Below are 19,820 nucleotides of genomic sequence, written 5' to 3'. Positions count from 1 at the left end.
GAAAATCGCCAACCTCAAAAGGTCCGCACGAGCCACCAGGTGAGAAGGGCGTATGCCAGCAGCCCCGCGGCACCTGCAAGGTGCTCATGTCTGTAGAGCGGCCAGACCTGTCCAAAGGTGCATACCCATACCATCACCGCGCCGGTGTACTGGCAGATGGCCCACAGCAACCGCAGGAATCCCTCGCCAAGCACTTCGAGCAGAAAGCGAAAAATGACCTCGACGCAGCCTCCTGCTATCTCATCCAGCGGCATAATTGTCTCTTTCCTACGAGGCCTTGGGGACCGGGACAGCCTCCACCTTGGCAGCCGGCGGCCTTTCGTGCTGCACATCGCTCCCGCCGAAGCTGTACGTCAGCCCGGCAATCAACGCCACATGGAACATCAAACCGATGAAGCCAGACCAATGCTCGTGGCTGTCCATCAACCATACCTGCCCAAAGGTCACCAGCCACACGAGGAATGAACCAGTGAGCTGGAACCATGTCCACACGTCACCCGAGGTAAAGATATCTCCAAGGTCTCCAAAGTCGAAATCCAGTGGCATGATGTTTTTTCTATCTGCAAACGGAACCTGCACAGTGGACAGACGGAGAAATACGACGTTCAAAAAATTCGTGCACGAGCAACGTTGAACATCCGGGCCTGCAATGCGTCATGATGCCAGGATATCACTGAGCACCCTTCTGCGCAGGAGCGGCGGCCTTCCCATCTCCTCCCGCATTCACCTTTTGCTCAGGACCGGATCCCCAGAAGAATACCGCCACCACCACCAGAACGGCAACGTGCAGCATGATACCGAACAGACCCGCCCAGTGCGGATGATCATCCGCCAGCCAAACCTTTCCAAAGGTCACCACCCACACCAGACACGAGCCGCTCAGCGAGAACCAGCCCCAGCATTCGGCAAGTCCTCCCACAAGCTCCAGGATCTCCAGCGCCATCGTACGGTGTGAGATGGTGTCCTTGAGGAAGCGAAGGTTACTTCAGCAGCTCCTTCACCTTGGGCTCAATGGCCTCAGCCCAGATTTCGTATCCCTTCGGTGAGAGGTGCAGGAGGTCGGGCATTATTTCCTTGGTGAGAGTGCCGTCAGTCGCGAGGAACTTGGATCCGATGTCCATGTAGAACACGGTCTTGTCATCGGCGAAGGTCTTGATGATGGCGTTGGTTTCCTCGTTCTGCTTGCGCCACTTGTCTTCGGGCGTTGCACCACGGGGGAAGATGGCGAGCACCAGAATCTTGGCCTGCGGAGCCTTGGCCTTGAGCTTTTCTAGGATGAGCTTCACGCCTTCCGCGGTGTTCTTCGCAGGACTCTGGTAGCCGTCGGGCTTCTGGTGGCCGGTGTTGTTGGTGCCAATCATGAGTACGATGGCCTTGGGCTTGAGCCCGTCGAAGTTGCCATTCTCCAGGCGCCACAGCACGTTCTCCGTGCGATCGCCGCCGATGCCGAAATTCGCCGCATTGAGCGGAGCCCAGGTCTTTTCCCACGCAGCTTTGCCAGCACCTTCCCAGCCTTGCGTGATGGAGTCACCGAGGAACACAAGCTCCGCCTTTCCTTCCTTGGAGACGGCGTTGAACTTTTCATGCCGGGCCTGGGGTCCAGGCTCAGGACGCTGGAGAGGCGTGGTGGCGAGATTGGGAGTCTCGGCATGGGCCGAGGCGGACAACAACAATGCGAGAAGAGCGGCGGTGCGTTTCATCGAGCCGGATAGTGGGCAGGTGATCCGGAAATGCAATGGCATTTCATTCGCCATGCGTCAGATGTTGTCAGCGCATGCTCAGAGGAGCAGACACATCAAAAGATGGGAGTCTGCGACAGACGAGGCAGGCTCCCGCCGTCTTGGATCCCGACATCCCATCGCACACCAGGTTCCCGCGCATGACCGCACCTTCCGCCTCTTCCCCGGCTCCAAGTGCCGCCCCCTCCTCCGGACGCCTCGCCTCGCTGGATGGCTATCGCGGCTTCATCATGGTGCTCATGGCTTCCGGGTCTCTCGGGATTCCTGAAGTGGCGAAGAACCTCCCCGACAGTGGCTGGGCCACGGTGGCTCCTTGGTTTGACCATGTGGCCTGGGCTGGTGGTGTGCTGTGGGACATGATCCAGCCAGCCTTCATGTTCATGGTGGGAGTGGCAGCGGCATTCTCCACAGCGAAGCGGCTGGAACGCGGAGATTCATGGGGTGCCATCCTGCGCCATGCCGCAGTACGAGCACTCGTCCTGGTGTTGCTTGGCGTGCTGCTCGCTTCGAACTGGAGCAAGCTCACAAACTGGAGCTTCACGAACGTGCTGGCCCAGATTGGCCTTGGGTATTTTTTCCTGATTCTTCTCACGCGTGTTTCTACAAGGTGGCAAATCTGCATCGGGGCAGGTCTGTTGATCATCTATTGGGCCCTGTTCGCTTGCTGGCCAGCATCTCCCCCTCCTGCGGCCAGCACCATCAAGTGGATGCAGCCCCATGATGTGCTCTCCGGATTCTTCGCAAAATGGAATCCTCACGTGAACGCAGCCGCTACCTTTGACCGCTGGTTTCTCAATCTCTTTCCGCGAACCGAACCTTATGTGTATGGAGGCGGCGGATACCAGACGCTGAACTTCGTGCCGTCCCTGGTGACGATGCTTCTGGGATTGATCTGCGGCGAGCGGCTGCGTCGCAAGGACAGCTCCAGGACAAAGCTGCGCGTGCTGGTGGTCGCCGGCGTAGCATTGATGGCAGCCGGATTGGTGGCAGGCATCTTCGTATGTCCCATCGTGAAGCGCATCTGGACGCCATCATGGACTCTGTGGAGCGGCGGCATTGTGATCCTGATGCTGGCAGCCTTCTATGCGGTCATGGACATCAAGGGTTGGAAGCGCTGGGCCATGCCTCTCACGGTGGTGGGCATGAATTCCATCACGGTGTACCTGCTGTTCCAACTCAGCGGAGGGTGGATCCGCGAAACCCTGGCGCGGCATCTCGGTGCGGACTGGTTCACCGGGCCGTACGGCCCCATGATGAGCCGGCTTGGCGTATTGGCGGTGATCTGGTTGCTCTGCTGGTGGCTATGGCGGCAGAAGGTTTTCCTGCGCATTTGAATTGATGTGCCTGAGAGAGAGGCCGCAAGAGAACGCAAGGAACGCAAAAGGTTGGTGCTGGAGGGCGGTGAACGATGAGGGCAACGGCAGACATGTGGGCAGGCTTGCGCCCAGAAGCGTTCAGGCTTACCGATACGCATGGCTGCTTCGTTCCTTACCCGCATGCGCGTGCTGCGACTGGCGATGATCACACTCGTTGCAGCATGCCTTTCCCAGTGCGCCACGCAGAAGGTCAGCGATGAAGGCAGCTACACCCTGGGTGAAAAGAAGGCAGGCGAAGATCCCCTGTCCTTGCATGGAGAAATGGAAGTGTCCGTGGGCTATGCGACGGGAGACTTTCCCGATGCGCGACGCGCGATGGGTGGACCCGCGAGGTGGTAGCCGGTGCGACAGTGAGCGGTGCGCCGGTAGGACAGTGGGATTGCGAGAGCGTCTGGCGTGCATTTAGTGGAATCGCAAAGCAGCGAAAGTAGCAGAGCAACCACGGTCATGTGAATCACAGGCCCTGCAGGTCTTGAAATGTTGGTCCGGCAGATTGGAGTTGCTGCTGTCGGGTCAGAAGACCCAACGCCCACTGTCAGGCCGGAAGGCCTAACCTCCTTGAGTTGCTTTGCTGCTTTGCGATTTTTGATACCGCAGCGTCACATCAACACCGTTCGTAGCCACGCCCCCGTCCCATTCTTCTCTGCGTCCTCTCTGTTCTTTTGTGGTCATTCCTTCCGAGGTGGAATCCCTCCACCGTCGCACCACTTACTGTCCTTCCGTCGTGCCGGACATCCCCATCATGCCCCCTTCACGCAGGGCGCGGTGCGCCATGGCAGAGAAGCACAAGGGGCCTTGTGGCTCGTGAAGCTGGGGGTGCTCGCGCAGGGCGGTGAGCCACTCCTCACGCAGGTACTCCGCCAGCACATCCAGCGGCGGCACATGGAAAAGGTTTGCCACGGAGGCCCAGACCATGGCGAGATGCGGATCGATGGGCTCCTGGGTGAGAGCCTGGCGCATGCGGCCGAGAACACCGGGATACTTCGCGCCATGCGTGGCCTTCAGCAAAAGCTCTCCGGCTGCGGCGCTCGACTCACGAACGTCTTCCGGCAACGTGGCGCCGAGTTCCTTTCCCGCGTCCAGTAATCCTTCGAGGTCCTCCGCGTGGGCCGCCTTCCAGGCTCGCAATAATCCGGGTGCGAGCGCGGGGTACCAGACTTGAACAGCAAAGTCCTGCCAGTCCGCCAGTACCCCTTCGCGGTTCGTGGCCACGGTCCGGAAGACGATGGACTCCCGGCGGGCGCGGATGCTCTGGAAGATCCAGCGGATCCATGCGAGACTCTCCTCGTGCTCAATGCGCGATTCCTCCGAGTGCAGCGTGAGTTCGAGGCCCAGAGGATTGGGCTTCGGATCAGGCCGGGGAAATCTTGCAATCACAGACACCGGGGTACTCTACTGGACTCCCCGCCACGTAAAACCGAAAAGTCCCCCACCCCTGCATGTCGCTTGACAATCCCAACGTCACCTACCTGTGCCAGCGCTGTGGCAACTGCTGCCGATGGCCTGGAGATGTGATCGTGACAGACACAGAGGTGGATGCCATTGCCTCCTTCATGAGCATGGAAGTTTCTGATTTCATCCAGCAGTACACGCGTCTCAGTGCGAACCGCAGGCACCTTTCGCTGATCGACAAGGAGGATGGCTCCTGCTTCTTCCTCGAAGGCAAGAACAGCTGCCGCCTGCAGGATGTGAAGCCGGTCCAGTGCAAGGGCTTTCCAAACCAATGGAGGTTCGAAGGATGGCGTGAAGTATGTGAAGCGATTGAGATGCCATCGCCAAGCCAGTCCCCCTCATGACTTATACCTTCCCTACCTGGGTGCCGTTGCTGGCCATCGCTGTTGCCGTCATTGCCGCTGTTGTGGGATTCATCTTCTACCGTCTGCGCCTGCCTACCAGGCTGGTGTTGATCGCCTCCGCAATCGCGTTGATCGCCGGAGGCATTTTCGCCCCCATGCTGGCCATGGACAAAGTGATTCTGGATGACGAAAAACTCGAACAGACTACCGGCTTCTGGTTCTCCCCCACGGTGAAGGGGTTCCGCCTCGCGGAAGTGGAACAGGTGACCATCGGTACAAAGCGTGATAGGAAAAACCGCGTGGTAGAAGTCTGGTTCGTGCAGAAAAAGGATGGCTCCGCCGCGGAAATCGACCCCGGAGATTTGAGGGAGAACAACGGCCCGGATATCGTCAAACGGCTGCGGGAAAAGGGAATCCGTATCCGCTGAGATCAGCGCCAGATCCGGAGCCCACCCAGCGGGAACTCAGACCAGCGACACTCGCTGCGCATGTCGTTGTCCACAGGCGACCTTTGCGCGTTTCCGATGTCCCTAAAAACAAAAACTGGCGGATCCGAAGATCCGCCAGTGGTGTGATATCAAAGATCTGCGTCTATCAGCCTCGCTTACTTGCTTGCAGCGACCAGCTCTTCCACGCGCTTCTTGGAAGCGTCGGAAAGCTTGGAAACATCCAGGGGAAGCGAGCGGCCATCAGCCAGCTTGAAAGTGGCTTCCGTTCCGTTCACCGACACCAGAGTCATCTGCACGGCTCTGCCCTCAGCATTGGTCCAGCTTTCAGCCTTCGGGTCCTTGATGGCCACGGGACCAGCAGGGGCGGCACCGGGAGCAGTAGCTGCCGGAGTCGCTGGTGCAGCAGGCTTGGCACCGGTGGGGGTAAGCGTGATCTTGGAGCCAGAGGGGTTCTTGTTCGCGTCTTCCATCTTCTTGCCGAACTCCTTGAAGGCCTTTTCATCAGCCGCCATGATCTGCTCCGCGCTCATCACCCCGAGGGGGACGGTGGCATCTGAATTCATGACCACCAGCCGGGGCAAAGCCTTGCCCGCTTCCGCACTGCTGAGCGCTTCGAGAGACTCAGGGGTGAAGCGGCTCTTGGCCTCGACCATGAGGCGGGAGGTCACCATCACCATCGTGGCATCCTTTTCAATGCCCCAGTAGGCCTTGAGGATCGCATTCTTTTCCGCGGCCTCTTCAGTGCGATCGTTCTGGACGATCATCGCGATGGGTTTCTTCCGCTTGGTGGCTTCTGCCTTGGCATCAGCGAAGGTGTAGACGCCATAGCGGCCCTTTCCGTCGCCCGGGATCGCTGGGAGCTTTTCATCATCCTTCGCGGCCTGGACTCCGCAGGTGGCAGCCAGGAGAAGCAGGGTGGTGGCGTATGCGTATTTCATGATCATCAGAATCGTGCGTGGTGGTGAATTGGGTTGAGGGAATGATGGTACGCCGCCTAGCTGAAAAGCTTGCCAAGATCCCCCAGCTTGCCGCCCAGCAGGGCCTGGATGCCCTGCTGAAGGACATCGCCACCCACAGGCTGACCATCTGGAGTGAGTTTGTCAACGAGTCCTGGCAGCACCTGGGCAATTCCATGCGCCGCCGTTGCAGCGTCCGTGCCCGCCTGGGCTGCCACGTCCTGCACGTTCCCCTTGCCAAGGATCTGCGCGATCTGGTCGGGGGAAATGGGCAGATTTGTCCCTTTGCCCACCCAGGAGGCGATGAGGTCTCCGAAGCCCTTTTGTTGAAACTTCGCCATCAAGCCGTCCAGCCCGCCAAACTTCTCCAGCAGCGCGATGCCGAGTTGGACCCAGTTCACCTCCGTAGCGCTAGCGCCCGCCCCGGTCGTGCCCCCGAGCGCCCTGTTCATCACTTCTTTTCCAAGGTCATCAAGCAGTCCCATGGTCGGATGTGGTTGTTGAGACTCGATCCTGACAAAAATGCTCAGGCACCGCAATCCTATTCTTGGGAGCTGCCATTGGGCCCGTTCCTATCCGGCATCACGTGTGGCGCAGGACCTCAAGCGGCGGATGATTCGATACACCGCGGCTGAGAGCGAGGCCGCCGAGGATGGAGACCATGGTCGTGATGAAGAAGGCCGTGATGAGAAGACTCACATCGGGGTAGGGCGGCGTTTTGAAGACGTACGTGGCGAGGGCGGCGCTGGCCCCTGCAGCCAGCAGCGTGCCAGTGAGCGCGGAGAGAAGACCGAGCGTGGCGTATTCGATGGTGAGGATGATGCGCACCTGCCTCGCAGACGCGCCAAGTGTGCGCAGCAGGACGCTTTCGCGCAGGCGGACATCCCGACCATTGAGCAGGGTGCCAATAAGAATGGGCAGCGCCGCAATGAGGGTGAAGCTGCCTAGTAGAGTGACGACGAGCGAGATCTGCGAGAGCATGCTGCGGACAGTCTCCAGGATCTGAGCGAGGTCGATGCACGAGACATTGCCGAACTCCGCCGCCAGCGCCTTCTGCAAATTCCCTGAGGCGGCAGCGTCCGGTGCATGCGTGGTGACCACATGGAAACCTGGTGCGCCCTCCAGAGCACCGGGCGGGAAAATCATGAAGAAGTTCAGGTTGAACCGGCCCCAATCAACCTTGCGCAAGCTGGTGACACGCGCCTCCAAAGAGACCCCCTGCACATCCAGCGTCATGGTGTCGCCAACATTCACGAGCATGTCCTTTGCGATTTTCTCCTCAAGAGAAAGTGGGATGGGCCCACCAGGATCGGGGATGGTCTTGTGCCACTCGCCCGCCGTGATGGATTCACTGGAGTTGAGATAATCCCGATAAGTGGAGCGGAATTCGCGATTGGCGATCCACCGGGGCAGGCCCTTCACCTTGCCAACGGGCACACCGCGGATGGCCTGGACGCGCATGGTGACCATGGGCGCGCCTTCCAGCACGGGAAGGTTGTGCCTTTTCACCAAGGAGGTGACGCCATCGACCTGATCAGCCTGGATGTCGACCAGGTAGAGGTTGGGATTCTCACTGGAGTGCGTGAGATCGAGACGCTGCTGGAGAGAATTCCCCGCGAGGAGAATGGTGAGCAGAAGGAAGGTGCCGAGACCAAGCGAGAGCAGGAAGAGCAGCGTCTGATTGCCCGGACGATGGAGATTCGAAATGCCCTGCCGCAGCAGGTAGGCCCAGCGCGGCCGGACGATGCGGCGCGCACTCTCCATGAGCACTACGGCGACACCCACAGTGAGAGCGAAGGCACAGGCGAGTCCCAAAACGAGCGCCATGGCGCGCGGCCAGTCCGGGTCATTGGTGAGGGCAAGCACCACCAGCAAGGCGGTAACAAACAGATACACCGGGACCACGCGGAGGCTGTTTCCGGGAAGCGTGGCTCCGCTGCGCAACGTAGCAGCGGGTGAGACACGGCGGATTTTCAGCAAAGGAATGAGTGCGAACCCACAGCACACCGCAAAGCCAGCTAGGGTGGTGCGAAGGACAATCCCCCACTCGGGCACCGGGTCGATGCTAACGGGAAGGCTGTCACCGAACCAACGCAGCACTCCAATTTGCAGGACAATGCCAATGCCCGCGCCAAGGATGGCACCCAGAAATCCCAGGGCCATGGTCTGGGCGATGTAGACAGCGGCAGCCAGCTGGCGCGGAGCCCCGAGACAGCGAAGGATGGCGATGGTGGGGACGCGGCGGCTGATGTGCGATTGCACAGCACCTGCCACACCGAGTGCGCCGAGCGCCAGTGACGCCAGCGCGAGCAGCCCGAGGTATCGCTGAAAAAGGTCGAGTGCGTCACCAAGGGTTTCGCGACGATCTTCAGGCGTCTCGAGCCGCCAGGCCCTGTCCGGGAAATCTCGCTGAATGGTCTCCTTCAGTTCCTTCGAGGGCGGTGCCTTGGGAATTTCCAGGTGGAGGAGCTGGGTGACCATGCTGTTACCCCCGGTGAGACCGCTCTGGCGAACGTCGGAAAGACGGACATACGCCTCAGGAGCGAAGGCGCTGAAGCGGCTGGTACGCGGCGGTGCCTTGTGAATGACTCCAAGTATTTTCAGACGGAGGCTGCCGAGTTCGACTTCGTCGCCCACCGCTGCCTTGAACTGCTCAAGCAAAGAGGGATCCAGCAGAACGCCGGGCTCATGAGGCAGTCGCTGCCACGCTTCCTCGGGCAGCGTTTCGATTTTTCCATAGAATGGAAACTCTCCGTCCAGGGCGCGAATGTAAATGAGCCGCGCTGCGCCCCCCGGGAAGGTCATCATTGAAGGAAAGGCGACCTCTCTCGTGGTGCGGGTGGCGCGCTTCGAGAGCCTGGCCGCGTCTTCGTCTGTGATGGGACGCCGCGAGGACACCTGGAGGTCGGAGCCGAGGAGTTCCTTCGCCTGCGACTCGATGCCAGTTTCCACGCTGGCCTTCAGCGAGTGAATCGCCACGAGAGCTGCGATGCCGGATACGATGGCCAGCGAGAAGATGAGCAGGCGAAGCCGCTGCGTCCGGCTGTCGCGCCAGGCCATGCGCCAGGTCCACGGATGAATCAGAGCCCCCAGGAGGCTGGATGGAAGCGGACGGGGATCAGACGGCATTTTGTGCCTCCGCGATGACGGTTCCGCCGCTCATCTTGATCACGCGCCGGGCCTTCGCGGCCAGACCGGGATCATGAGTGACCAGGACGAGTGCGGTGCCCGACTCGCGATTCAGACGGAGCAACATCTCCACGATGGGCTCGCTGGTCGCGGCATCAAGATTGCCAGTCGGCTCATCGGCGAAGAGGATCTTGGGACGGTGAATGAACGCGCGAGCCAGGGCCACGCGCTGTTGCTCACCCCCGGAAAGCTGGGTGGGGTAATGGTCCAGCCGGTCGCCCAGCCCCACTTCCCTCAGCAGGGCTTCAGCATCTTTTTGACGCCCCACTTCCCCGCGCAGCTCGAGCGGGACCAGGACATTCTCCACTGCGGTGAGCGTGGGGATGAGCTGGAAGCTCTGGAAGACGAAGCCAACCAGTTTGTTGCGCAGGGCAGCACGGGCATCTTGGGAGAGATGTTCGAGGGCATGACCGTCGAGTTTCATGGAGCCCGCGGTCGCATCATCCAGCCCGGCGCAGAGCCCCAGCAGGGTGGTCTTGCCACTGCCGGAGGGACCGGTGACGGCGAGGGTGTCCCCTGCATCCAGCGTGAGATGGATGTCGCGCAGGACGGTCAGCTCATGGCGGGCAGTACGGTGGACTTTGGTCAGCCCACGGATCTCCAGGATGGGTGGTTTGACAGCCGTGGGTGGTGCTTCTACGCTTTGGGATGACATGGATGAGATGGCTGATGCTTGGACTGCTGATGTCAGGACTCGGCGCGAGCGCTTCGCTTTCACCCGCGCATGCCTCGGACGGAGATAAGAAGAGAATCGTTGTCCTTGGGGACAGCATTACTGCTGGCTTCGGACTGGAGCGTCATGAGGCATATCCGGCATTGTTGCAAAAGAAGGTGGATGAGTCAGGGCTTGCCTTTGAAGTGACGAATGCCGGGGTGAGTGGTGACACGACTGCGGGTGGATTGAGAAGAATTGATTGGGCGCTCGGTCAGAAGGGTGCGGACGTACTGGTGATCGCGTTGGGCGGCAATGATGGCCTACGCGGGATATCCCCGGAGCAGACGGAAAAGAATCTCACTGGCATCATCGAGAAGGCGCGGCTGAAAAATCCCGCTCTGAAAATCCTCATCGCAGGCATGCAGATGCCGGACAATATGGGGCCGAAGTATGTCGAGGCCTTCAAGGCAGTATTCCCGAAGGTCGCGGATGCGCAGAAGATTGAGCTCCTGCCCTTCCTGCTGGAAGGCGTGGGTGGAGATGAAAAACTGAACCAGGCCGACCAGATTCACCCAACCGCGGAAGGGCAGCAGAAGATCGCGGATTTGGTCTGGGTGAAGCTCAAGGGAATGCTCTAAGGTCCCATTCCACCGTCTGGGGGAAGAGGCATCCAACGACAAAGCTCTTCGGGGGGCTGACTGGCAGCCTTGCACCCAAATATTTCTATTTTGCAATTTTAGGCAAAGCGGGGCGTTGTAGATGCGATACCCTAGCGAGGTCCGGCCGTACCCGGGCCTGCTGCCTAACCACCCACCCCGCAGTCTGCCTGGTTATGAAAACGCGTTCCTTCCTCACTCTGCTCCTGGTCGGATGCACCACGCTCGCTGCACTGGGCGCGGAGTCGAAACTGAAGCGTGCTGACTTGAGCGGGTTCCCCTTCTGGTCTTCTCCCAAGCGAGGCTTTGTCCCTCCTTTCATTCCCGGGCTGAACGCCACCTTGCAGCTCACGGATGCCCAAGCGGAACAAATCGCGAAGGCGCAAAGCGATATGGGCAACGATGAATCGGTGAAGGCGGCACGCAGCCTCTCCAAATCCGACACCAGTGTGACTGCGGAACAGCGCGAGAAGGCGCGCGCTACCATGGATGCAGCGACGGCACGCATGCGCGAGCAGATTGCCACGATCCTCACGCCGGAGCAGAAAACGCTCATCGAAAAGATCAATGCCGTTTACGCAGCCGCATCAGAGGAGACAGGTATCGTGTACGCGGACAAGTTCGCTTCCATCAAAGCAGATCCCGAAGCGCGGAAGCGCATCCAGGAGGAGAAGAATCAGGACATGGAGGAGCAGTTCTTGAGCAAGCTGGATGGCATTCTCAACGAGAGCCAGAAGGCTGCACTGGCACAGGCCGCGGAGGCGGAGATTCAGCGCAATGCGAAAGCTGCCGCCACCAAGAAAACCGCGAAATAGACGCCTGCGAATCACTCGCGGGGCCTGAAGAAAGGCAACCCATGAGAACATCGCCCCTCACCCGCTATTCCCTCTGCCTCGCGGGCATGGCGTTGGGAATGACGACTGCGGTTGCACAGGAGACAGTGGAAATCGGGGCGACTCCCGTGAAGGAGCCAAGCTTTCGCAGACACATCATTCCCCTGCTGAGTCGAGCTGGGTGCAGTTCGCGCGAGTGTCATGGCTCCTTCGCCGGGCAAGGTGGATTCCAGCTTTCGCTCTTTGGCTATGACTTCGAGGCAGACCTCAGGCAACTCACTCAAGATACCGACGGCGGCGAGGGTGAGGTGCGTGTGAATCTACAGGAGCCTGCAAAGAGTCTCCTGGTGATGAAACCCACCGTGCAGATGAAGCACAAAGGGAAGGAACGCTTCAAGAAGGACTCCTGGGAACACCAGATGCTGGTGCAGTGGATTGCCAGCGGAGCGGAGGATGATCCTGCGGAGACTGGCGAGTTTGAGCGGCTGGCAGTCTCTCCGCGCGAAATCGTCTTTGCCAAAGCAGGCGAGAAGACCCAGCTCAAGGTGATTGCGTACTGGAAGAATGGCAGGATTGAGGATGTCACGCGGCTCACACGGTTTCGCTCGAACGACGATGCCGTGGCCAGCATCTCTGAGACAGGACTCGTGGAGAGCAAAACCCGCGGTGACACGCATGTGGTCGCGTTCTACGACAACGGTGTCACCCCCATTCCAGTGATGCTTCCGGTGAGCGAGCTTGTGGATACGAAGTATCCGGTGGTGCCTGCACCCACGAAGGTGGATGAACTCGTGGTCACCAAGCTTCGCAAGCTCGGCATCGTGCCCTCGGAGCTTTGTACGGACGCGGAGTTCCTCCGTCGGGTGAGCCTGGATGTGGCGGGTACATTGCCGACTCCTGCAGAGGTGACCGCTTTTCTCGCGGACAAGTCACCGGATAAACGTACGCAGAAGATTGACGCCCTGCTCAACTCGCCCGGTCACGCAGCGTGGTGGGCCACCCAGTTGTGTGATTTCACCGGCAACAGTGCACGGCAGATTTTTTCCGAGAACGTGACCGACCTGAATGGCGAGTTCGCCCGCCAATGGTGGGAATGGATCTACCGCCGGGTGAAACAGAATGAGCCGTACGACAAGATCGTCGCAGGCATCGTCCTTGCCACCAGCCGCAGCTCTCCCACGCAATCCTACAAGGACTATGCGCTGGAGATGGCCTCCTACCTGCGTAGCGAGAACCGCGCTGACTTCGCGCTACGCGAGACCATGCCCTACTTCTGGGCACGCAAGAATGTGCAGAAGCCCGAGGACCGCGCCTTGGCCTTTGCCCACGCGTTCCTCGGGGTGCGCATCGAGTGCGCGCAGTGCCACAAGCATCCCTTCGACCAGTGGACGAAGGCGGACTACGTGCAGTTCCAGGCGTTCTTTGAGCCGGTGCGGTATGACAGCGACATCCGGCGCGACAATGAGGTGAACTTCGTGACAGCCACCAAGGAACTCCGCGCCGCTGCGGGTGGTGGCAATATGATGCAGGCACGTGACGCCCAGAGCACGGAGATTCGCCGGCGCATTGATGCCGGTGAAGTCTTCCCCATTCACGAGGTGTACATCACGACGCGGTCTCCGCGCAGCACCATCGCAAGGCCGAATGCGCAGGCGTATTCCGGACGCGTGCTGACACCGAAGCTTCTCGGTGGAGACCAGGTGCTCATCAAAGAGTACTCGGATCCTCGCGAGCCCCTGGTGCAGTGGTTGCGGGCAAAGGACAATCCCTTCTTTGCACGTGCCTTCGTGAATCGGGTGTGGGCGGCTTATTTCCATCGCGGGCTGGTGGATCCGGCGGACGATATCAATCTCGCCAATCCCCCGGTGAATGCCGAGTTGATGGAGCACCTGGCAGAGGGATTCGTAGCGTCTGGTTACGACATGAAGAAACTCCATCGTGCCATCCTCACGAGCGACACCTATCAGCGGAGCTGGAAGCCAAATGCCACCAATGAGCTCGACGAGAAAAACTTCAGCCGCTTTGTGGTACGCCGTCTTCCCGCGGAAGTGCTGCTGGATGCCATGACCATGGCGACGACCGCGAATTCACGCCAACAGGCGTTGCTGATTGAGGTCGCCGAGCGCCAAATCGGCCCCAATATCGCGGCGTTCGGCCTCGGCGATGTCATTGGGAACCGCAATCTCGCGGACTATGCGCTCACCACCTTTGGCAAGCCCATGCGTGAGACGAACTGCGACTGTGAACGCACGACGACACCGACCCTGCTTCAGTCCCTCTACACACGGAATGACCCCGATCTGCTCGCACGCATTGAGGGACAACAGGGAAGCACGCCCTCATGGATTGCGGAACTGCGGTCAGCGAATCCATCCGTGAGCCCGGCGGCAGACAAGCTGGACGGCATCATCAGCGAAGTGTTTCTACGCACCGTCAGCCGTCCCCCAACCGCAGCGGAGATGCACCAAGCACGGACCGATATCGCGGCGGCTTCGGATCCCCTCGATGGCGTGCGTGACCTCCTGTGGGTGATGCTGAATACCCGCGAGTTCACGGTGAATCACTGATCTCCAAACCCCACTCCAAACCATCACCAGCGATGAACTTCCTGAACTCATCTGGAATCCAGCGGCGTGATTTTCTACAAGTCGGCGCACTTGCCGGCATCGGGCTGGGCCTGCCTCAGTACCTCGCCATGGGTGGTGACAATGCCGTGCAGGCCACGGCCAGGGCGAAGGCCGCCATCTTCGTACGCCTCGGCGGTGGACCGAGCCACATGGACACTTTTGACCTGAAGCCGGATGCCCCGGACACGCATCGGGGTGAGTTCAAGGAAATCGCCACCGCAGTGCCCGGCATCCGCATTTGCGAGCACCTGCCGAAGCTGGCCCAGTGCGCGGACAAGTATGTGATCTTGCGCGGGGTGAGCCACAATCTCGCGGCGCATGAGCTCGGTGTGCAGTTCCTCGGCACCGGCAACCGTCCCATACCAGCGCTGCGCTACCCCGGCTATGGCGCGGTCGTCTCGAAGGAACTCACGGCACCCGCAGACCTGCCACCCTTTGTCGCCATTCCCACGGACAGCGGGTACACCACGGGCTACCTGGGTGTGGAGCACGGCCCCTTTGAGACCGGCCCCGTCCCCCAAGCTGGGAAGCCCCTCCGTGTGCGCGGCCTCACCCTGGGCAATGGCGTGACGCTCGCCGATGTGGATCGCCGACAGGACATGCTCAAGCGCTATGACGCTGCCTTCGGCGACTTTGCCCAGAAGGACAAGCTGCTCTCGGGCATGGACCAATTCAGCCAGCGGGCCTATGCCATGATGCGCTCAGACAAGACGCGCGATGCCTTTGATTTGAGCAAGGAGTCCGCCTCGATCACCAGCCTCTTTGGCACCGATGCCTTTTCGCAAAGCTGCCTGCTGGCAACGCGGCTCATCGGTGCCGGGGTGCGCTTCGTCACGGTCAATCTCGATGGCTGGGACACACACAGTGACAACTTCCGGGTGCTCAAGTCCCAGAAGCTTCCCTCGCTGGACGCGGGGCTCAGCGGGCTCTTCCTCACGCTGCATGCCAGGGGCCTTCTGGAGTCCACGGTGGTGTTTGTCACCGGTGAGTTCGGTCGCACCCCCACCATCAATCCGCGCGCTGGCCGCGATCACTGGCCGCGTGCCATGTGCTGCCTTTTCGCGGGCGGCGGCCTCCAGGGGGGGCGGGTCCTCGGCGGGTCGGATTCCAAGGGAGAAGGTCCCAAGGACACGCCAATCTCGCCAGAGGATGTGGCGGCGACCTTCTACCAATCGCTCGGCATCGACCCGAAGAAGGAATACCAGACCCCGACTGGTCGTCCCGTGATGCTGGTACGCAATGGGACACCCATCAAGGACCTGCTCGGCTGAAGGCATTCTCCACCACTTTTCTTTTCTAAAGTGGTGGAGCATAGCGGATTCGAACCGCTGACCTTCTCAATGCCATTGAGACGCTCTACCAACTGAGCTAATGCCCCGCTCAAAAACGAGACGGAGAGACTACGCAGGGCGACCAAAGTGACAAGTGTTTTCTTTCCTTTAATCACCACAAATCGGGTTCGGTCTCCGGAGCAGCCCATCACCGGGTTCCTTGATTGACGGCCACGCCGCACTCAGCTCTGGAGAGGAGGCGCACTGGCGGATGAGCGTGGCAGGTCCTGCAACTTCGCCCGTGATGAAAGTCCCGCAGCATCCGCCGCCCACCGGCTCAACGTGGCAACGCCCTCCAGCAACGCGGAAACGAGGACGCCCACCCCCATGGCAAGAAGGATGAAGGGGAAGAGAAAGACGGTGCTGAACAAAAGTGCCGCACAGCGATATCGCATGGGCAACAGGGAAGTGAAACGACGCAGGATGACGAAGGGCTTGCGGGAGGTCTTCGATTTCATCTGGGGGAAGCGAGGGGTATTTTCTCTCTTCCAGGGAGAATGGATGCACAAGAGCGCGCAGTGCCAGGGTCTGCCATGGACGCACGGAATTCGCGCCAGGCGGTGACTCCGGTTGGGTAGGGATGCAGGACTTTCTGCGAGGGTGACAGCAGGGCTCGCTCTGAGGCACCTCCGTCGGGCACAGTGGGCTGGAAAACCCACCGGCCAATGTCCGGTCAGGAGGCCTGACTTCCTGTAGTTTTTGCGCCCATCCCCTCAAGCCAAAAGAAAGCTGGAGCGTCTGACCTTTCTCAGGCCACGACGCTCCAGCTTTGAAGAAGACTCGATGAAGCTTGGACTTGGGATATCAACGCTCGATCCAGGCGACCATGGCGCTTTCTTCATCCGGACCCGTGGCGATGACAGCGGTGAGGTATTCGCTGTCCACGGCGACGGGATAGATGAGCGTGCCGTGATCAATCTTGCGGCGGGCATCCTTGCGATAGGGGGACTGGATGGCCCAGATGCTGCCGTCATCCATCTTGTAGCGCCAGCCATCATGAATCACATCGACCACACGATAGGAGCGACCCATCTGCGGCGGGCGCACGCCCCAGGGTGGAGGATTGCCAAAGTCAGGCAGGAAAGGCTTCCTCTTGCCCAGACGCACGTCCCACACGCTGTAGCCGTCTTCCGTGGAGCGGTAGACATTGAAGGCTGTCGAAGTCTTCGAGTAGGTGGAGATGGGCACCGTACGGGTGGGCACGATGTTGGTATTCAGGTCCGGGCTCTGGCAGGAGCAGACGGCCATGGTGACCACGGCCGCTGGCAGCACATGACGGACATGGGAGACGAGGGATGCGAGCAAGGCCTTCATATGGTGTGATATAATATACGTTAAGGGTTGGGTCTTTGCGTGTCGAGGGTTCCGGAGGAAGAAAGGAAAAAAATAAATGTCCTCATAAACGGAGCCCGGTGGTGACTATCGGGCAGGCATAAAGGTCAATACCTGTGGAAAGTCTGGCGGGGGGTTCATGGGAAAAACCATGCGCACCTTGAGAATCGTCACCCTCTCCCTTCGATACAGGGAAAAGCCGCCTCTCATCATGCGATGTCAGACGTACTTCTATTCGCGGCGGCGAATCGTTCGTTGCACCCTGAATCACCAACCTGCCCCAGTCCTATGAAGCTTACCCTGACTTTTCTCTCCACTCTGCTCCTCACTGTCGGCCTGACGCACGCAGAGGACAAGAAACCCACCGGCGTGCCTGCGACCTACCCTCTCACCAAGTGTGTGGTCTCTGATGAACCGCTCGGCGAAATGGGCAAGCCTGTGAAGGTGAGCCACGGCGGCACCGATGTGTATCTCTGCTGCAAGAGCTGCATCGAAGACTTCGAGAAGGAACCCGCGAAGTTCGTGGAGAAGGTGAAGAAGGCGGAGAAGAAATAGGCGAGTTTGACGTGAGAACGTCTACATCCTGGCGCCCTTTCTCACGCAGTTCCTGAAAACGTGCCTGCCATGTCGCATGTTGGGCAAAACACTTGGAATGCTGGAGCAAGCTCCAGCACTCCAAGCACCCCGTATGCTCATGCACTGTTGCTCCGATGGGAGAGGCGGGGTGGGAAACCCACCGATCAGTCCGGTCAGGAAACCCGACTTCCTGAGGTTTCTTTGCGTTCTTTTGCGGCCATTCCCTCAGGAGGGAAAAAAGCACGCAGCATAGTCACTCCTCCTGCAGGGTCACTGAAACCGCCCCTTGCAGTTCGGGAAAGAACAACCGCCCCTCCTGCAAGGTGGCGCCATGGGGCAATGGACGGGCGTCAGATGCTTTCCATGAGGCCGGCACCTGCAAGGTGACACCCTTGATGGCTACCGGAGCATTGATGGAAAGGTGAATCTGTTTCTCCGCTCGCTGGGCGACATCGATCTTCATCTGGCTGCGCGCACTCCACCAGTCGCCAAGCTGGCCAATAGTGCCAATCCACGCCATCGGTTTCAAGCGGGGCAGGATGAGGTCCACGAAGCGGTGCTTGTGGCTGATGACATCCGGGTGGCTGAGCACCACGAAGGTGCCCCCATATTGAGCGAGTTGGTTCGCAAGGTCCATGGCACCCTGCACACGCTGATCCATCAGGGGCAAGTGCTCATCTTCCACCGCCACGGGAAACTCGATCACTCCAGTCGAAGCGGCGTATTCGCGATTGTAGTTCTTCCGGTATGGGAGGTAGGTCATGACGTTCCCTGCAGTGACAGAGGAACTGTACCGATAACCGGAGGCCTCAAGCGCCTGTGGGAGACTGGGAGGGCACGCGAGGTAGCCGGGACGGAAGGAATGCACCTGGGCGCCGGTAATGCTCTCCAGCAGGTACTTGCTCACGCGCATCTCTCCGAGGATGGAGGCATTGCGCGTGTCTCCCTTCCCCTTCACGCGCGGCTGATAGTCCGGATAGGCTTCCGTGCCCGTGCCTGGAGGAAGGCTCGCGAAGACATCTGTGTGAGCCACGGAGTGACTGGCGATCTCCATACCGCTCTGCTGCAGGCCGCGGAGAAGGCCCACCGTTTCATCATTGAAGAAGCCGCTGTCATTGAAGTCACGGTAGTACTTCGCCTGGATAAAAAAGGTGGCAGGCACCCCATGCTTCACGAGCAGATCGCGGTAGGCGATCATGTTCGTCATGGACTTCACGTAGTCGATGTCAAAGGAGAGTACGGCGGAGATGCTTTTCCCTTCCGGCACGGTGCCCACGGTCACCGCGAGCGGTTCACGCTTCCGGTAGAGGTGCTGGATGAGACGCAGCCACACATCCACGGAGGGCTCGTAGGCATTCACATAGCTCCGCGAGGCGTCGTCATCACGGTCGTTCTGGGCTTTCAGGATGAAGAAACCGAGGTCAAAGCCCAGCGCCATGGCCAGTCCACCACCGGGATGTTCTTTGGCAATCCATGCAGCCTTGCCATCCTGAAAGGTGGCCAGCACCTGTGCTGGCTCCGTGTAGTACTGGGTGCCTATCCAGGACTGCGGCCGCTCTGGATTGCCCAGGCGCACCGTGCGCTCGCTTTCATCCCGCAGCCAGTTGGTGAGCGCATGGTCGGCGGAGAGTTTCACCTCATAGTGGGCGCGGGCCTCCTGCACCTCCGTGTAGCCGAAGAGGTCCTTCAGGTCAGTTCCCAGTACCTGGGTGGCGAGCACGCAACCTCCGTCTTTGACATGCTGGCGCAGCGCCTCCTGCTTCTCGCGATCAAGCAGCTTGCCCGAGATCATCGGGTAGACCAGTACCACCCGATGCTTCACAGCTCGGGCGGCATCATCGGTGATCACAAAGGGGATGCCCATGGTCTCCAGCGCGTGCTGGATACCGGTCCAGGCAGAGTTCGGGTCTGTGAGCAAGACGGCCAACCTGCTGGGCTCACCCTCGCGACATTCCTGCCAGGCAGTCTCCGGCTTCTGGGGTGCCAGCGCACTCGTCCCAGTGGGTCCGCTCAGGCCCTTCAGCGCATGGTAGGTATCGCGTGGCAGTAAGAAAAAACCCGCCACCGCCATGGCAAGCAGCAGTAGGGGCAGGAGGGTGGCGAGAGAAAGAGGGCGTTTGCGTTGCATGAACAAAGACTCAGGCACCCGGCAAAAACGTGAAAAACGCTGCCCCCACCGGCACGGTCATTGCGTTCTTCCATCATCTCAACCAAGGAACCTTCCAATAAATGTAGAACACCTAGCCATTTCTTCAGGAGAAAATCAGCAACTCCAGCGCATACCTGTTGGCCTCGCTGTTTTTTG

21 protein-coding genes and 1 tRNA gene are annotated in these 19,820 nt (G+C 59.9%); 9 read left to right on the top strand and 13 right to left on the bottom strand.

Annotated elements, in window-relative coordinates:
- Positions 1-14: 14 nt before the first annotated feature.
- The 4 genes from DES53_RS20780 to DES53_RS20765 form a co-directional block, all read right to left on the bottom strand.
- A complete protein-coding gene (locus DES53_RS20780; protein ID WP_113960238.1) occupies positions 15-254 on the bottom strand; it encodes a hypothetical protein in 240 nt (79 codons plus the stop codon).
- A 13-nt stretch (positions 255-267) separates the two neighbouring features.
- A complete protein-coding gene (locus DES53_RS20775; protein ID WP_113960237.1) occupies positions 268-546 on the bottom strand; it encodes a hypothetical protein in 279 nt (92 codons plus the stop codon).
- Positions 547-670: 124 nt separating this feature from the next.
- Positions 671-943, bottom strand: coding sequence for a hypothetical protein (locus tag DES53_RS20770; protein WP_113960236.1), 273 nt, complete (start codon positions 941-943; stop codon positions 671-673).
- Between the two features lie 37 nt (positions 944-980).
- Positions 981-1,700 (bottom strand): platelet-activating factor acetylhydrolase IB subunit, encoded by a 720-nt coding sequence (locus DES53_RS20765; RefSeq protein ID WP_245958222.1) that lies wholly within the window; start codon positions 1,698-1,700, stop codon positions 981-983.
- A 179-nt stretch (positions 1,701-1,879) separates the two neighbouring features.
- Between DES53_RS20765 and DES53_RS20760 the strand changes: the two genes are divergently transcribed.
- Positions 1,880-3,073 (top strand): acyltransferase family protein, encoded by a 1,194-nt coding sequence (locus tag DES53_RS20760; protein ID WP_113960235.1) that lies wholly within the window; start codon positions 1,880-1,882, stop codon positions 3,071-3,073.
- A 138-nt stretch (positions 3,074-3,211) separates the two neighbouring features.
- Entirely contained in the window at positions 3,212-3,454 is a 243-nt protein-coding gene (locus tag DES53_RS20755; protein WP_113960234.1) for a hypothetical protein, read from the top strand.
- Between the two features lie 369 nt (positions 3,455-3,823).
- On the opposite strand, the gene DES53_RS20750 is transcribed toward DES53_RS20755, so the two are convergent.
- Complete coding sequence (locus DES53_RS20750; protein ID WP_170157261.1) at positions 3,824-4,492, bottom strand: urease accessory UreF family protein; 669 nt, start codon at positions 4,490-4,492, stop codon at positions 3,824-3,826.
- A 62-nt stretch (positions 4,493-4,554) separates the two neighbouring features.
- Between DES53_RS20750 and DES53_RS20745 the strand changes: the two genes are divergently transcribed.
- Positions 4,555-4,911: a YkgJ family cysteine cluster protein gene (locus DES53_RS20745; RefSeq protein WP_113960232.1), complete on the top strand. Its 357-nt coding sequence runs from the start codon at positions 4,555-4,557 to the stop codon at positions 4,909-4,911.
- The gene (locus DES53_RS20740; protein ID WP_113960231.1) at positions 4,908-5,339 is read left to right on the top strand and encodes a hypothetical protein; all 432 of its coding nucleotides are present in this window, start codon (positions 4,908-4,910) and stop codon (positions 5,337-5,339) included. The genes DES53_RS20745 and DES53_RS20740 overlap by 4 nt, the downstream gene beginning before the upstream one ends.
- 176 nt (positions 5,340-5,515) lie before the next feature.
- Here DES53_RS20740 and DES53_RS20735 read toward each other — a convergent pair whose 3' ends face one another.
- The 4 genes from DES53_RS20735 to DES53_RS20720 form a co-directional block, all read right to left on the bottom strand.
- Positions 5,516-6,298, bottom strand: a complete 783-nt coding sequence (locus DES53_RS20735; protein WP_147263518.1) for a hypothetical protein — start codon at positions 6,296-6,298, stop codon at positions 5,516-5,518.
- Positions 6,299-6,354: 56 nt separating this feature from the next.
- Complete coding sequence (locus DES53_RS20730) at positions 6,355-6,801, bottom strand: YidB family protein (RefSeq protein ID WP_113960229.1); 447 nt, start codon at positions 6,799-6,801, stop codon at positions 6,355-6,357.
- A 97-nt stretch (positions 6,802-6,898) separates the two neighbouring features.
- A complete protein-coding gene (locus DES53_RS20725) occupies positions 6,899-9,445 on the bottom strand; it encodes an ABC transporter permease (protein WP_113960228.1) in 2,547 nt (848 codons plus the stop codon).
- Positions 9,435-10,160: an ABC transporter ATP-binding protein gene (locus DES53_RS20720; RefSeq protein ID WP_113960459.1), complete on the bottom strand. Its 726-nt coding sequence runs from the start codon at positions 10,158-10,160 to the stop codon at positions 9,435-9,437. Before DES53_RS20720 ends, DES53_RS20725 begins: the two co-directional genes overlap by 11 nt.
- A 14-nt stretch (positions 10,161-10,174) precedes the next feature.
- Here DES53_RS20720 and DES53_RS20715 point away from each other — a divergent pair, with 14 nt between their 5' ends.
- The 4 genes from DES53_RS20715 (at position 10,175) to DES53_RS20700 (ending at position 15,547) form a co-directional block, all read left to right on the top strand.
- On the top strand, positions 10,175-10,798 hold the full coding sequence (locus DES53_RS20715) for an arylesterase (RefSeq protein ID WP_245958221.1): 624 nt from the start codon (positions 10,175-10,177) through the stop codon (positions 10,796-10,798).
- Positions 10,799-10,992: 194 nt separating this feature from the next.
- Positions 10,993-11,631 carry a hypothetical protein gene (locus tag DES53_RS20710; RefSeq protein ID WP_113960226.1) on the top strand — a complete coding sequence of 213 codons (639 nt, stop codon included), beginning with the start codon at positions 10,993-10,995 and terminating at the stop codon, positions 11,629-11,631.
- Positions 11,632-11,672: 41 nt separating this feature from the next.
- Positions 11,673-14,216: a DUF1549 and DUF1553 domain-containing protein gene (locus DES53_RS20705; protein ID WP_113960225.1), complete on the top strand. Its 2,544-nt coding sequence runs from the start codon at positions 11,673-11,675 to the stop codon at positions 14,214-14,216.
- Between the two features lie 32 nt (positions 14,217-14,248).
- On the top strand, positions 14,249-15,547 hold the full coding sequence (locus tag DES53_RS20700; protein ID WP_113960224.1) for a DUF1501 domain-containing protein: 1,299 nt from the start codon (positions 14,249-14,251) through the stop codon (positions 15,545-15,547).
- A 31-nt stretch (positions 15,548-15,578) separates the two neighbouring features.
- Here the strand turns inward: DES53_RS20700 and DES53_RS20695 are convergent.
- The 3 genes from DES53_RS20695 to DES53_RS20685 all read right to left on the bottom strand — a co-directional run bounded on the left by DES53_RS20695 (position 15,579) and on the right by DES53_RS20685 (position 16,921).
- A tRNA-Ala gene (locus DES53_RS20695) sits at positions 15,579-15,654 on the bottom strand.
- A 135-nt stretch (positions 15,655-15,789) separates the two neighbouring features.
- Entirely contained in the window at positions 15,790-16,065 is a 276-nt protein-coding gene (locus DES53_RS20690) for a hypothetical protein (RefSeq protein WP_113960223.1), read from the bottom strand.
- A 346-nt stretch (positions 16,066-16,411) separates the two neighbouring features.
- On the bottom strand, positions 16,412-16,921 hold the full coding sequence (locus DES53_RS20685; protein WP_113960222.1) for a hypothetical protein: 510 nt from the start codon (positions 16,919-16,921) through the stop codon (positions 16,412-16,414).
- Between the two features lie 306 nt (positions 16,922-17,227).
- Here DES53_RS20685 and DES53_RS20680 point away from each other — a divergent pair, with 306 nt between their 5' ends.
- A complete protein-coding gene (locus tag DES53_RS20680) occupies positions 17,228-17,494 on the top strand; it encodes a hypothetical protein (protein WP_113960221.1) in 267 nt (88 codons plus the stop codon).
- 274 nt (positions 17,495-17,768) lie between these two features.
- On the opposite strand, the gene DES53_RS20675 is transcribed toward DES53_RS20680, so the two are convergent.
- A complete protein-coding gene (locus DES53_RS20675) occupies positions 17,769-19,643 on the bottom strand; it encodes a polysaccharide deacetylase family protein (protein ID WP_113960220.1) in 1,875 nt (624 codons plus the stop codon).
- Positions 19,644-19,820 lie beyond the last annotated feature (177 nt).

This window comes from Roseimicrobium gellanilyticum, from assembly GCF_003315205.1.
In the GTDB taxonomy this organism is placed as follows: domain Bacteria; phylum Verrucomicrobiota; class Verrucomicrobiia; order Verrucomicrobiales; family Verrucomicrobiaceae; genus Roseimicrobium; species Roseimicrobium gellanilyticum.
This window is presented reverse-complemented; position numbering and strand designations above follow the sequence as displayed.